At 55.6% G+C, this 13040-nt stretch carries 11 protein-coding genes; 3 read left to right on the forward strand and 8 right to left on the reverse strand.

The window, feature by feature from the left end; all coding sequences use genetic code 11:
• The first annotated feature begins 303 nt into the window (after nt 1-303).
• Entirely contained in the window at nt 304-453 is a 150-nt protein-coding gene (locus GOV89_RS06695) for a hypothetical protein (protein ID WP_171181941.1), read from the forward strand.
• A gap of 393 nt (nt 454-846) precedes the next feature.
• Here GOV89_RS06695 and GOV89_RS06700 read toward each other — a convergent pair whose 3' ends face one another.
• Both GOV89_RS06700 and GOV89_RS06705 read right to left on the reverse strand, forming a co-directional pair.
• On the reverse strand, nt 847-2475 hold the full coding sequence (locus GOV89_RS06700; protein WP_171237863.1) for a N,N-dimethylformamidase beta subunit family domain-containing protein: 1629 nt from the start codon (nt 2473-2475) through the stop codon (nt 847-849).
• A gap of 9 nt (nt 2476-2484) precedes the next feature.
• Nucleotides 2485-4959, reverse strand: a complete 2475-nt coding sequence (locus GOV89_RS06705) for a CoA transferase (protein ID WP_171237864.1) — start codon at nt 4957-4959, stop codon at nt 2485-2487.
• Nucleotides 4960-5064: 105 nt separating this feature from the next.
• Between GOV89_RS06705 and GOV89_RS06710 the strand changes: the two genes are divergently transcribed.
• A complete protein-coding gene (locus GOV89_RS06710; protein ID WP_171237865.1) occupies nt 5065-6003 on the forward strand; it encodes a GlxA family transcriptional regulator in 939 nt (312 codons plus the stop codon).
• Between the two features lie 213 nt (nt 6004-6216).
• Here GOV89_RS06710 and GOV89_RS06715 read toward each other — a convergent pair whose 3' ends face one another.
• From GOV89_RS06715 to GOV89_RS06725, 3 genes are read right to left on the reverse strand one after another with little or no spacing between them, the layout of a single operon-like run.
• Nucleotides 6217-6771: a CIA30 family protein gene (locus GOV89_RS06715; RefSeq protein WP_171237866.1), complete on the reverse strand. Its 555-nt coding sequence runs from the start codon at nt 6769-6771 to the stop codon at nt 6217-6219.
• 11 nt (nt 6772-6782) lie between these two features.
• The gene (locus GOV89_RS06720; RefSeq protein WP_171181952.1) at nt 6783-7235 is read right to left on the reverse strand and encodes a TspO/MBR family protein; all 453 of its coding nucleotides are present in this window, start codon (nt 7233-7235) and stop codon (nt 6783-6785) included.
• Between the two features lie 13 nt (nt 7236-7248).
• Entirely contained in the window at nt 7249-7752 is a 504-nt protein-coding gene (locus GOV89_RS06725; protein ID WP_171181954.1) for an aggregation factor core, read from the reverse strand.
• Between the two features lie 302 nt (nt 7753-8054).
• On the opposite strand from GOV89_RS06725, the gene GOV89_RS06730 reads away from it, so the two are divergent.
• Nucleotides 8055-8642, forward strand: a complete 588-nt coding sequence (locus tag GOV89_RS06730; protein ID WP_245223324.1) for a substrate binding domain-containing protein — start codon at nt 8055-8057, stop codon at nt 8640-8642.
• A gap of 198 nt (nt 8643-8840) precedes the next feature.
• Here GOV89_RS06730 and GOV89_RS06735 read toward each other — a convergent pair whose 3' ends face one another.
• The 3 genes from GOV89_RS06735 to GOV89_RS06745 all read right to left on the reverse strand — a co-directional run bounded on the left by GOV89_RS06735 (nt 8841) and on the right by GOV89_RS06745 (nt 13035).
• A complete protein-coding gene (locus GOV89_RS06735) occupies nt 8841-9746 on the reverse strand; it encodes a haloalkane dehalogenase (protein ID WP_171237868.1) in 906 nt (301 codons plus the stop codon).
• Between the two features lie 256 nt (nt 9747-10002).
• Nucleotides 10003-11892, reverse strand: coding sequence for an SLC13 family permease (locus GOV89_RS06740; protein WP_171181807.1), 1890 nt, complete (start codon nt 11890-11892; stop codon nt 10003-10005).
• Between the two features lie 597 nt (nt 11893-12489).
• On the reverse strand, nt 12490-13035 hold the full coding sequence (locus GOV89_RS06745) for a YdeI family protein (RefSeq protein ID WP_171181809.1): 546 nt from the start codon (nt 13033-13035) through the stop codon (nt 12490-12492).
• Nucleotides 13036-13040 lie beyond the last annotated feature (5 nt).

Here is a 13040-nt window from a genome sequence, read left to right on the forward strand (position 1 = left end):
TTGAAGCCATTGGTTGTTTCTTTTGCCGGTGTTGTATTCGCAGGAGTTTTGTCGCTGACCTCTGGAGTCGCGATTTTGACTCTATCCCATTTCAAACGCACTCTGACATCAGCCAAGTGGGGACGGGAGCAATGCCTCACCAAGAGAACAGAAATGACCCCACCCCGGATTCTGCGCCGCAAGCCGCGGTATGTGGCTCTGTTCCCTGTGGGTTTCCTGCCCACCACAAGGTCCCGTTCGAATTTGTTTGATAAATTCTAATTCAACACAGGTGGTTGAGCCAAGCTCACCTATGGAGCGCACGTGCTGCCCGATCTAAAAGGCCTCTCTTATCTGGGCGCGCTGGTCTATTTCCACGACGCCGCTGAAAGCCTGAGCTTTTTGCGCGCCACCCAGGCGCTGAACGCGGCGCCATCGGATAACCGCGCTGGAAGACGCCAAGCCGCTGTTTGACACCAAGGCCAACCCGGTCGCTGCGCTTGGCGCCCAGATCGGCGAGGCGTTCTGGAAAGAGGCGCTTCCGCACATCCATTAACGCGACCGCTCGACCTGGCGTCACTGGCTGAACGCGGTCGGCGCTCCGACCGACTTTGCCGAGCGAGGCTAAGTGCTGACAAACCCCATATGGTTCGGGAGGCGGCGGGTTACAGACGGGGCATCGCCATCGGCTTTTTCCCTTTATTGACAAGTTCCTTGACCAGTGGCGGCTTGACGGCGTCGGAACGCAATCGATCAGTTCGAACCGGGGCTATTTCTGCAGGTGAATTCTGGCGCCAGACTGCAGGCCGAGGCCTTCGTCGACTGAGTTGCGGGTCAGGCGGAAGAGTTGATGGTTCGGCCTTAGGCTCAGGACCTGAACCGCTCCAACACGTTCCGGGTGATCTGTTCGACCTGCCAGTCCCGCCGGGTGAGGCCTATGACCCATTCACAGGTGGCGGCGTTGAAAATCTCTCCCTCGCCGCGCGCCCAATGCAGGATCACGCCGTTACCGCGGGTGCTACGGTCCAACGAGTCCTGTGTGATCTCGCCAAAAACGGTCTGCGCTTTGAACTGCGCGTCGTCGTCGCCGATATAGACTGTTTCGCCCCACACCCCATGCGCGGGTTCCACATTGGTGGCGAGCCCAAGGGCCAGTATCTGGATTGCCGGGTCCGCCCCGTCGCTGCCGGTGGGAAAGGGCAAGCCGTCCTCCATCCGGTAGTCCACCCCGTCGACTTCGTAGCCAAAGATGCGAGAGGCCGCGCCCAGCTGATCGCCATAACCCAACTGCGTGTCCTGGAACGCCCAATGTTCGGGCCGGTAGACCGTGAAACCACCACTGCCCTGGCCGACGCAGCGGCCCAGGCCGGCATAGACGCCTTTCAGCCCGTTTGCGCCGAAAGTCTGGGCTCCCGGCCAGTTCACCGGGTCCACCTCCCACGCCGCCGTGACCAGATGCGCCTGATCGGTTCCGATCAGAGGATCGCGTTCGGCGTTGTATTTGTAGCAAATCTGGGTGCGGCCTTCGTCCTCGATCCGGGTTTGCCACAGGAAGTTGCCACCAAACCGCGCGACCCGCCCGCCTGCATCAACATAGGCGTCGACCGCATGACGCATATTGGCGGACCAGTATTCGTCGTGACCCACGAAAATCACGCATTTGTAGAGGCTGAGTAGCTCTGGATCAGCGTCGAGGTCATGTTGGGTCGCATAGTCCAGTTCGAAACCCTGCGCCTCGGCCCAGCGCGCGAAATGGCGTTCGTAACTGGCCCAGCCGGCGGAAGCGTATTTCTTGGAATAGCCATAGGCATAGGCCCATTCCATGTAGGGATATCGCACCATGCCGCCGGGCACATGCGGAGCCTCGGGCACCGCGCGGGGGGCGCCTTCGGGCAGTTTGCAGAACCCCCGCGTCCACGGGCGCTGGGTGGAAACGACCGGTGAGAATTCATTGCCTTCGGGTCCGTGGATTCCTTCGTAATGGTTCGAGCCACCCCAGCAGTTATAGGCCAGCCAAGTGCCTGTTGCGCAGACCAGCAGGTACGGCGCCGGGGGTCTTTCGGCCGCGCGGCGCAGCAGGAACAGGTGATGTTCTTCAACCCGGTCTCCATCGCGTTCTGCGCTGAGTGTGACCAGATAGCCGCCCTCGCGCCAGCCTTCCGGAATGGTGAAGTAATAGGAACCTTTCCACCCGCAACCGCTGACGGAACACTCGACGGGCGTGTCCTGATGCACGCCGGTTAGCCCGGTTTCGGACAGCAGCGGTTCATAACGCAGTCCGTCGCGTCCCATCTCCACGTTCCACTGCGCCGCGGTGGTCGACACCCGCAACGTCACTGTGTCACCTGGGGCATAGGTCATCCGGTCGGTATACCCCCAGATCTCAAGCACTGCGTCATCGCGCGCCGGACCGATATAATAGTTGTCCAGGATATGCCGCGCCTTGGCCCGCGTGCGGGGCGTCGTGGCAGGGCCTGGCCTTTCCGAGCATGTCATCTCACCATCCTATTCCGGCAGATATTTTTCGGACCAGCTTTCGCTTACTGTTCCAGCAGTGATCATTGCCTTGATCTGGTCGCCAGAGAAGCCGATTTCGTTCAGAATCCGACGTGTGTCGGATCCGTATTTGGGCATTGGCCCAGGGATCCCGATCGCCGCGCGCGCAGGACGAACCGCATTTGGCGCCACCAGATCACACCAGCGGCCCATCGGATGCTGGTTGTGTCGGATCACGCTAAAGGTATTCCCCGCCAGGTCGATTTGCCCCTCACTCTCAGGCTGCAAAACCGCATCGCGGGTTTCATGCAGCGATCGCAACGGCATTGCTGTGGCAGAACTTCCGGCAAAAGCCTGCGCCCAGTGAGCCGCGTCGTGAATTGCGAACCGGTCTGAAAGTGCTGCAACCATTTCTTCTTCAGGTATCTTGGCCAGGTCAGCCAGTTCCGGCACGCGCATCAGCGCGCCTCGTTCCTCGGTGGGGGCCGCAAAAAACATCCAATCATCTGCAGCCCGGTAGCAGTGATAAAACGGACCCCAGCCCAAGGCCTCGCGTCCTGAAGGTTCATCAAAAGGGGCACGGCCGTCAAAATCGTACATCAATTGCGCCTGTATTAGATTTCCCGCACCGGCCAGCGCAGCACGGGCAATGCCGCCTTTGCCGGTCTTTTCAAGCCGCAGAAGTGCCGCCCCCAGAGCTACGCAGGCACAGAACCCGGTCAATACGTCGATGGTTCCGAAGTGCGCGTGTTCTTCAGGCGTTTGCATACCACCGCCAAAACGCACCATGACCCCGGTCGCGGCCTGAGCCAGGTCATCGTAGCCCAGGTGATCAGATTTCGGACCGCGTGCTGGACCGCCAAAGGCGTCAAGCTGTAGCAGAATCAGGCGCGGGTTGATGGCTGCAAGCTGCGTTTCACCCAAACCCAAGGCATCGCGCTGTTCGTCAGTGCCGTTCATGGTGATCACGTCTGATCTCTTGATCAGTTTGCGCAAGGCCACCTGCCCATCCTCTGAGCGCAGGTTCAACAGGACACTTTCCTTGCCGCGATGCGCATGCAAACCGAAAACGACAGTGTTCCAGGGATCAACCGAAGGTTCCACCGGCTGCACGGACGTCACTTGCGCTCCGAAGCGGGCCAGGGTCGATCCGATGGTCGGACCGGCGATTACGTTGGTCAGGTCCAGCACCTTCAACCCGTCGAGCCAGCCTCCCGCGCTGTCGCCGCCTTTTCCCGTCCGGGGAGCCTCAGCCAGGATGTCGGTCAAAGGGGCGCTATCTGAATCCGGCCCCGGACGTTTGACCAAGGCACCCTCATCTCCGGCCAACCACGCTACGTTCCCCATCTGCCGCATGGCACCATGGCGCGGGTCGTCGACCTCCAGCACCAAACCTGAGGCCAGCGCATGAGGATCCGCCAGCCATTCCCTGGTAAATCGTTGCGCCGTGGCTGGCGCCTTGGCCGCGCCAAACAGGACCTCCCATTCTTGCGAGGGCTTGGTCAGAAACGCAGCCTTCATGGCTGCTGACACGCGCGCCCGGTCCCGGTCGCCAACGGGGTAGTTGCGCAGGGACCAGTCATCCGGCCAGTCCACCGTATCCAGATAAGCATCGAAATCAGGCAACTCATCCGCCAGTTCTTTCAGGCCCAGCGTCTCCAACACCCGACGTGGATGTGTTTTGACGCTGCCCGCCACGACATAGAACCCACGCCCGTCCGCGCAGGTATAAGTGCGGTAGAACGGATCCAGGAACTCTTCCAGCTCACCAAAGCTGAGGTCCATGGACAGACCTTCGGCCGCACGCCGGTCAAGCTCTAACTCACGCGGGGATTTGTAACGTTCGGGGTAATCCTCGATCTGTTCACAGTTATAGACCAACCCCTCCAGCAGCGAAGAGGCCAGCGGAACCTCAATGTGCTCTCCTCCATTGCGGTTCCGGGCAAGCAGCGCAAATTGAACCGCCATTGCGCCGAATGCCGCCCCATAAGCCGAAGCAAGCGTCAGCGGAGTAAAGGACGGGTTGATCCCCATCAATCGCCGGTTCAGGCCCATATCAGTGAACTGCCCAGTACGCGCAGCGATTACGGCCTCCCAGGCTGGCAGATCTGCCAGAGCCGGGTCTGTCGAGGCGAAGCCTGGCAAGGACAGCGACACGATGCGCGGGTTGATTTCGCGCAGTGCCTCAGGCTCCAGACCCAACCGCTCCATCACACCGGGTCGGAAGTTTTCGATCACCACATCAGCGCGCGCGACCAGTTCGCGTGCCGTCCTCAGGTCCGCCTCGGTTTTCAGATCCAAAGTCACCGCAGTTTTCCCCCGCGACAGCATGTCGGTGGCGGGGTCCTTCAGCCGCGGCCCACCGGGCGGGTCGATGCGGATCACGTCAGCCCCCATATCGGCCAACATCATGCCGACCAAGGGACCAGCCAGATATTGGCCAAAATCAAGCACACGGATGTGGTCAAGGGGCCGTGTCGTCATATCAACCTATCTCCTTGTCGGGCTTCTAGCACTGAACTGACGTTACGATTGCGTTTCCGAAGCCGCCGAACCAATATTGCCAAAAAACGCGCGGATTCTGCCAAGATGGCTCCACTCACCATCACAGTTCTTTTGTCGGAGCGGTTCTCTAACATCGTCCTCGCCTGCCTGCTGGAACCTCTGCGTGTTGTGCGCGACAGCGGTGGGGCAGACATCCGGTGGACAATTCTGACGGTGAATGACGCGCCTGTGACCAGCTCAAGCGGCATTCGGGTTGCGCCAGACGACTGCCTTAAACACATGGAAGCGGCCAACCTGACGCTAATCGTAGGCGGGGATGACTTCCGCAAAGAGGCCGCAGAAAAACAACTCTCACGGCAGCTGCGCCCTCTGCTGCGGTCAGGAGTGGTGATCGGAGCAGACACTGGCGCATGGCTGATGGCAACCTTGGGGTTGCTTAACGGTCGACGGGCAACCATTCACTGGCAGCTCTTTGACGAGTTTTCTGAAAGCTTTCTGGCCACTGCGGTATCACCTGACCGGTTTGTGCAAGATGGGCGGTTTTGGACCTGTGGCAGTGCGGCAACCGCGCTTGATCTGATTCTGGAATTTATTACTGGCCACTTCGGGGCCGCCGCTGCGCAAGAGGCGGCGGCCATGTTCCTGCAGGACAACACAACTGCGCAACTTTCCGGCTCCGCGCTGCATGGGCTCCGCGCCTTCGGCTCCGAGAAGCTGCGTATGCTGTCCGCCAGGATGGCTGACACGCTGGAAAAACCCCTGCCTCTGGCCGAGCTTGCGGCCTGCGCCAACATGTCTGAACGCAGTCTGGCGCGCCTGTTCCACCAAGAACTCGGAGTGTCCCCTGGACAGCACTACCAGGCCATGCGCCTGACACGTGCGCGTGATCTGAGCACACACACCCGGCTGAGCATCGAGGAAATCGCCCTGCGCTGCGGCTTTTCTTCAGGCTCGGGGCTGCGCAGGGCATTTCAAAAGCAATATGGCCAGCCGATCCGAAGGAGAACCGGCAGCCCCCCGTAGCGGGCGTCCACGGCAGAGTCATTTCTGTGTTCAGGATCAGACATGGTCCTCGTTTGCGCTTGGCTGCTGGTAGAGTACGTTTGAATTGAGGTTGCGTCAAAACCACCAGCCTTGATTGGATGGCCGAGGTTTTCGCGAAATCAACGTCCTGAGACAAGACAACCTCAAGTTTCACAATGGCTGGCATCCGAGGTGAAACTAGGAACCTGACCTTCAGTAGAAACCAATCTCGCTGACATCTACGCGGGCCTCGTGATCGTGCCCGTAGGCTACAACTCCAACTGAAGTGATTTCGTCAGCAATGGGAGTAGCACGCAACATGGCACCTGAAGCCTTGAAACCTGACAGAGGTAAATAAACTTCGGTCCAATCGTCAGAAGTTGCGAACTCGGCCTGATAGTATTGCCACGGTAGCACTGTGCCACGCGTTCTGAGGTGAACAAAGTAATGTTCGCCGTTCCCCCGCACCAATAACCTGACACCTGATACACCATCATCCGGTCGATCAGACAACTTGCGTCGGAACTGGATGAAGCCCCCGTTATTTTCTGTACTCACGGTTCCGGTCAACCGTGCGAATGCAACATCACCTTCCGAACGAAACTGCACGTGCCCTGAAGAAACTCCTCCCATCACCGTGTCGGCAACGTAGTCCCAACGCGTCTCCGGAGACTTGGAGAAGTCTTCAGTCAGTTTTCCATCAGCCTGAGCCATTGTGCATCCGATGATAACAAGACCTGAAACAAGTCCAATGAAGTTGGCTCGCATATTGTTCCTTCTCAGTTCAGTAGCGCAATTGAAAGGTTCAGCGCCGTGGCAAATGCAACCCATGCGAAGTACGGCAGGAAGGCCAGCGCGGAGACACGATCAGAGTGCCTGACCCGAGCAATGAACGTGGCGATGACAGCCAACAACGCAACAATAACCACAAGGGCAAACCACGGCAGCTGCAGAACGAAAAAGGTTGGAGACCACAAAAAGTTAAGACCCATCTGCGCCCACCAAAGATTCATTGCGGTCGAGCTTCGGTCTGTTTCGAACTGACGCCAACCGACCATGGCAATCAATACATAAAGCACAGTCCAGACCAGGCCAAATATCCAATTTGGTGGATTGAAAGCCGGTTTAGAAAGCTGCGCGTACCATTCGTCAGGTGCAGTCAGTGTCCCAATCAGGATGCCGCCGCCCACCACAAGCGCAAGGAATGCTATGCGGATCAACCAGTTCGACATTGTAGGATAGCTTTCAGCAGTCCTTGGTCGTCACTTTAACAAATGCTTCGGAAGAGAAGATCGCAGTACTGGTCTCACCCTCATCGGTAAATGACACCGTGGCGCCTTCGATCTCTGACCCTGTTACGGTGATTTCGCGTTGCCCGATAGTGTCATCGACATCAATGGTAAAGGAGAGTTTGTCCCCGGCTGCGAGGGAGGCGATCTCAAGTTCAATTGCATCTTGCCCGTCCACGACCGCGGGAATTTGTCGCAAGGCATCCGCACCCTCAACGAATTCAAGCGGTTGGAAGACCTCTACACCCGCACCCTTTTCGGTAACGTCGAAAATCAAACGTCCGGCAGATTGCGACAAGTCAATTTTGACGGTCGAGGCTTCTACTTCGCAAGCTCCGACGTTTGTCAGAACAAAACGGTCTTTGGGTGCGCCTTCTATAAAGCGAATTTGTACACCAGCCTGAAGCGAAGTGGCTGCAAATAATCCAAAGGTCGCCGCAAGAATACTCTTCGGGAGCATATTTATCTCCTTGCTTAAAGGTTCTTGATAGATACGCTTCGACGGGTTTCTTGGATCAGACTTATGCCCTTAAGCTTTCGTGGTTCAGCCGACAAGACCTTTCGAAGTTCCATGCACCGCTGTCCTAAGGATTACGTCAAAACATGCCATTGTCATTCTCACTGTTTGCTGGAACTTCCTGAAGAACATCCCAGTGCTCGACAACCTTTCCTTCAGCATCCAGGCGAATGATATCGATCCCTGCGTACTCGAGACCATCGGGCCAGATTCGATGGCAATGCAGAATAAGCGCGCCGATTGACTTGGGACGGAGCATTGTTTCCAAGGTTATTGCCGAATTCACCCAAGAGAACCCTGCCATCTCAATCGAACTGTCCCTCTCAGACGGCTACGTCGACCTTGTAGGCCAGGGTTTTGACCTCGCCGTTCGCTTCGGCAACATCACAGACAGCTCGTTCAGATTGCGAAATCTAGGAAGCTACCAACGGTTCGTATGTGCATCCCCTAGTTACCTAACCTCATTTGGAACGCCTGAAAAACCAGAAGATCTATTAAACTACAACTGCTTGGTCATGAGGTTTGGCGACATGATCGACAACGTTTGGGAGTTTGGATCAGGACCAAATGCCCAGCGCGTATCAGTAAAAGGAAATCGAATAGTCAATGATGGTTCACTCATCCGCGATTGGGCGATTGCAGGCCATGGGGTCGTATTGAAGTCGGAGCTGGATGTCGGCGACGATGTTCGATCTGGCAGACTTGTTTCTGTCTTGCGCGACTTCCTCCCGCCGCCGAAACCTTTGCAAATGATGTTCCCGCCTAGCCGAGCCCAACCACGTCGCGTAACGGCCTTAGCTGAGCATATGCGCCGCAAATTTGGTGTGAGTTGAGGCCGCAAGGGAAGACATAAAATCGCTTCTGCGATTGGCTGCGCTGTTCAAGCCTGTCCTATCAAATTATTCGAAGAGGAACCTCTAAGGCGTGGTTCAGAAGAACCATCAGCAGCAGCCTTTTTGGACGGGAACTGTTGCAAAGTCGAACATCTTTCAAAGGCGACCATTCCGACGGATTGCAGCAACTGATAGCCGCTAGGTTTGCTCAATGAATCTCAAGGTCGCGTGTGCTAGCTCTGTGCCAGCATCTTCTTGAATGAAATGCCCCGCTTTAGGCACAACGATATGATTTTGACCAGATGCCCCAGGGATCGACTTTTGGAACATTTTGTCTACTCCTGCCATGACCCTATCGTCTTCTCCAAAAACAGTCAGAAACGGAGTGTTCAGAGTCTTGAGGGTTTCCCATGCGGCTCGGTTGGCTTCAGAAGCTGGGTTGTCGGGTTTGTCGGGCACCAACATTGGAAACTGCCGAGCGCCTGCCAAATAGCGTGAATCCGGGAACGGTGCGTTGTAGGCTGCAACCTCTTCGTCGGAAATCTTGGATGTTGTGCCGCCGAATACGATCCGGCCCGAATTAAATTCAGGCACAGATTGTGAGTATTCCCGCCATGAAAGAAATGCCTCGCCCAAGGGTGTGTCACCAGTGGGCAAGGCCGTGTTCGCCACAACCACACGTGAGAACCGCTCGGGCATACGCGCAACCAACCGCAAGCCTATGAGGCCGCCCCAGTCCTGGCAAACCAATGTGATGCCCGTCAGGTCAACTTTCCGCAACCACTCGGACATCCAGTCTACGTGGCGTTGGTAGGTGTAATCGGATCGCTCAGTTGGCTTGTCCGACCGTCCAAACCCAATCAAGTCAGGAGCCAGAACTCGATGGCCCGCATCTTTGAATAACGGAATCATGCGCCGATACAAGAAGCACCAGGTTGGCTCTCCATGCATCAACAATACTGGCGGTGCCTGTGTCGGCCCCTCGTCCAAATAGTGCATTCGGAGACGACCGTCTTCGGTATCATCCACATCAAGATAGTGTGGGCCAAATGTGAAATCTGGCAACCCGTCAAACCGATAGCCCGGTGTACGAAGGAACTTCATAGTGAACTCTCCAAGAATGTCGACGGTCTTGGCAAAGTAACAATGATCGATAAAACAAAATCGGTCCAGTTCCCGCGTATATCGACTTCATGATTGTATGAGTTCGACGCTTTTCTTCGCTCCATCGCAGCAAACGTACTCATTGCGAAGGTCTCGTATCTTCTGCTCCAACACTAAAGTTTGGTCTCAAAAACCTCATTTATGAGTTCGCCTGAGTTGAAGCAGAGCAGATCTGTTCGGACCGCCGAGAGGCGGCTCAGAAGAAAAGGGCAAGCCCGGTCATTGAGACAACCAAGAAAAGGAGAGTCATGATTCCACCTGAGCGAACGAAATCGACCACCCGGTAGCCTGCTGGACCCATGATCAACGCGTTCACTTGGTGTGTTGGGATCAAAAACGAGTTGGACGTTGAAATTGCCACGGTGAGAGCAAATACAGCCGGGTTACCACCCGCCGATACGGCAATAGAAACTGCTAGCGGCACCAGCAGAACAGTTGCACCTACGTTGGACATGACCAGCGTAAACGCCGTTGCCAAAACGGCGATTCCTGCTTGCAGCGACCATATCGGCCACCCTTGAAGGAGGGCCAACACATGCGCTGCAATCCAATCCGCTGTGCCGGTGTTTTGAACTGCCTGGCCCAACGGGATCAGCGAAGCGAGTAGAAAAACTGTACTCCAACTAATCGACTCGTAGGCTTCGTCAATCGAGAGCACCCGGCTCAATACCATCCCAATAGCGCCGATCAACAGGCACAATGACAAGCGCAGATCAGAGAACAGAATTAAGCTTAACGCTATTAGGAAGAAGGCGAGCGCCCATCCGACCTTGTGTGGCCGTAGCTCTTCCTGGGGAAAATCCGAAGTTACAACGACAAAATCCCTGTCCGACTTCAACCGTGTCAGGCGGTCCCACTGCACGTGAACCACACACGTATCACCGGACTGCAAAGGGACTTGCCCGATATGCGTTGCAGCATGATCTTCGGTTTCAACGTGGCTCAGTGTTTCTTCACCACGCTGAATGGCTAACAAAGACAAACCGTGTGTCTGACGCAGGCGCAGATCAATCGGAGTTTGGCCAATAACCGATGAACCGGGCGGGATAACAACCTCAGCCACGCCCGATTGGGTCGCGGCGAAATCATCCGCAAAGACATCTAGTTGGGGAAGTATCTCTAAGCCGTAAGGCTCAGCGAACTGTTGCGCAACCACCCGGCGCAGGCCAAGTACTGCAAGCCGCGCTGGCGCTTCGATCTTGGTATCAGCCATCGGCGCGATGACCTTGTGGCCGCGATAGGATGTGCCAAGAATGTACATGTTATGGGCGACCATTAAATCCGCAAGCGTTTGCCCGATGATGATCGAGCCTTCAGGGACACGTATTTCGAACATATCGGCCCTAAGCCCGTAGGTGTTTTCGACATAGGTCTGCATGGACCGAGCCGAGCTTGCGTCTTCTCCACGCTCCCGCTGCGCTGGAAGGACCCAACGACCAAAAAGCACAAAGTAAAGCACCCCCGTCAGCACCAGCATCACACCGATAGGCGTGACTGAAAACAACCCAAATGTCTCCATTTGTTGGTCAGCCGGAAGGGATGAATTTGCCGATACAATCAGGTCATTCAACAGGATAAGAGGCGACGACCCGACTAAGGTGATCGTACCACCCAGTATTGCGCAAAACCCCATGGGCATCAGCAACCTACTCATCGGGATTTCCGTACGTGCCGAGATGCGGCTAACAACAGGCAGAAAAAGCGCAGCAGCTCCAACGTTCTGCATGAAGGAGCTTATGACACCAACCGTTGTTGATGTTATGGGAATTATCCGAGCCTCAGTCGTGCCACCATTCTTGAGGATCAAGGCCGCGACCTTTGACATCAGTCCAGTCTTATCAAGCCCAGCCCCAATTACCATTACTGCGATGATGGACATCACGGCGTTCGAGGAAAAACCTTCAAAGAGCTTGGAGATATCGGCTAGATTACCTAGCCCCGGCAGATAGCTCAGTGCGCCAAGCAGTACCATTACAAGAATTGCTGCAACATCGATCCGTATAATCTCGGTAACAAAAAGAAAGACCGTAAAAGACAATAGACTCAGTACGGCTATCATTTCGTAGGTCAGTGTTGGTAATTCCATGTCGTACCCTCCAACCTGAAATTACCTGACTAGCAGTGAATACGAAGGACCAGCTCCGCGCAGCAGATAAGGCCAAAATCCATCAGGCCGGCTCACGCAGCTCGTTTCTTCGGACGTGGTATCTGGTGAAACCTGGATTTCGCCAACCAAAAGAGACGCTGATGACAAACTCATAAGCCTCTCTTAGACGTCGCAATGCGAAATGAACTTTCACTATTGCTCGATTGTAAACACATAAATTTGCCGTGTCGTCATCATTCATTTTCAATCAATTTTCTTGCTAAATCGGGTAGGCTTTGTGAAAGCCGCCACGAAAACGGGTGCTAGAACAAACGCTGCCAAGACTCAGAAAACATGACGCAAGCCGACGAACGCATCATCGCGACCAACGTCCACTTCTATGATTGACATCTCCGCCAAGCCTCCAGGTGAGTAGGCTTCGAACTTGGACTGTGGTTCTGCAAATACGAAAGTACATTGCGTAAGCAAACGGCGACTTCCGAGGCGGCTGATCTAAACCATAATTTTGGCTGCATTGCTCCGTTTCGATACGAAAGCTCAAGCTCCGATTGGGAACCCAGAACAGACCTGACGGCGCTACATTTGCTGCATTCTTTCACCAGCGTGCGTGGTTGCGACCGTCTTATTGATCCGCCTTTGGCGCGTTGTTGGGTTCTTTGCGACCTTAATCCACCGCAGGACGTTGCGTCGGTAAGACGGGGGCAATTGCTCCCATTTATCTAGGTCCAATTCAACTGATAAATCATCTGGAACGATCAGGGCATCGACGTCGTCAAAAAAATTCCAAAGCCCGAACGCTTTACTGGCTTGTATAGAAGCCTCTCCTGCGGGGTGCATTAAGCCGTTTTGCCTGAGGCGCTCTGCTCTGTCCTTGTAACTTTTAGACCACGCTTGTTGTTTTCGCGGGCTGATAAGTTGCGCCGTCCGGTCTTTGTCGACTGTAAATCGTCTTCCATCAATCCAACCATGCGCAATAAGCGCATCCAGCACCTCGTCCCGACTGACATATTTCTGTGGATGTGCGGCCTTCCACGTGATCAGTCGGACGCTCTCACGCTGGGCAAAATGCGTGCTTAGCCAGTCCCAAAGCTGATCACTGGATGCGACCTCAATATCCGTCATGCGCC

Source organism: Ruegeria sp. HKCCA5763, from assembly GCF_013034545.1.
Taxonomy (GTDB): domain Bacteria; phylum Pseudomonadota; class Alphaproteobacteria; order Rhodobacterales; family Rhodobacteraceae; genus Ruegeria.

Bases quoted from the DNA above. Each gene is read 5' to 3' on its own strand.
- GOV89_RS06735 (WP_171237868.1), bottom strand. From the start codon at position 9,746: ATGAAGTTCCTTCGTACACCGGGCTATCGGTTTGACGGGTTGCCAGAT.
- GOV89_RS06720 (WP_171181952.1), bottom strand. From the start codon at position 7,235: ATGTCGAACTGGTTGATCCGCATAGCATTCCTTGCGCTTGTGGTGGGC.
- GOV89_RS06715 (WP_171237866.1), bottom strand. From the start codon at position 6,771: ATGCGAGCCAACTTCATTGGACTTGTTTCAGGTCTTGTTATCATCGGA.
- GOV89_RS06705 (WP_171237864.1), bottom strand. From the start codon at position 4,959: ATGACGACACGGCCCCTTGACCACATCCGTGTGCTTGATTTTGGCCAA.
- GOV89_RS06700 (WP_171237863.1), bottom strand. From the start codon at position 2,475: ATGACATGCTCGGAAAGGCCAGGCCCTGCCACGACGCCCCGCACGCGG.
- GOV89_RS06710 (WP_171237865.1), top strand. From the start codon at position 5,065: ATGGCTCCACTCACCATCACAGTTCTTTTGTCGGAGCGGTTCTCTAAC.
- GOV89_RS06745 (WP_171181809.1), bottom strand. From the start codon at position 13,035: ATGACGGATATTGAGGTCGCATCCAGTGATCAGCTTTGGGACTGGCTA.
- GOV89_RS06740 (WP_171181807.1), bottom strand. From the start codon at position 11,892: ATGGAATTACCAACACTGACCTACGAAATGATAGCCGTACTGAGTCTA.
- GOV89_RS06725 (WP_171181954.1), bottom strand. From the start codon at position 7,752: ATGCTCCCGAAGAGTATTCTTGCGGCGACCTTTGGATTATTTGCAGCC.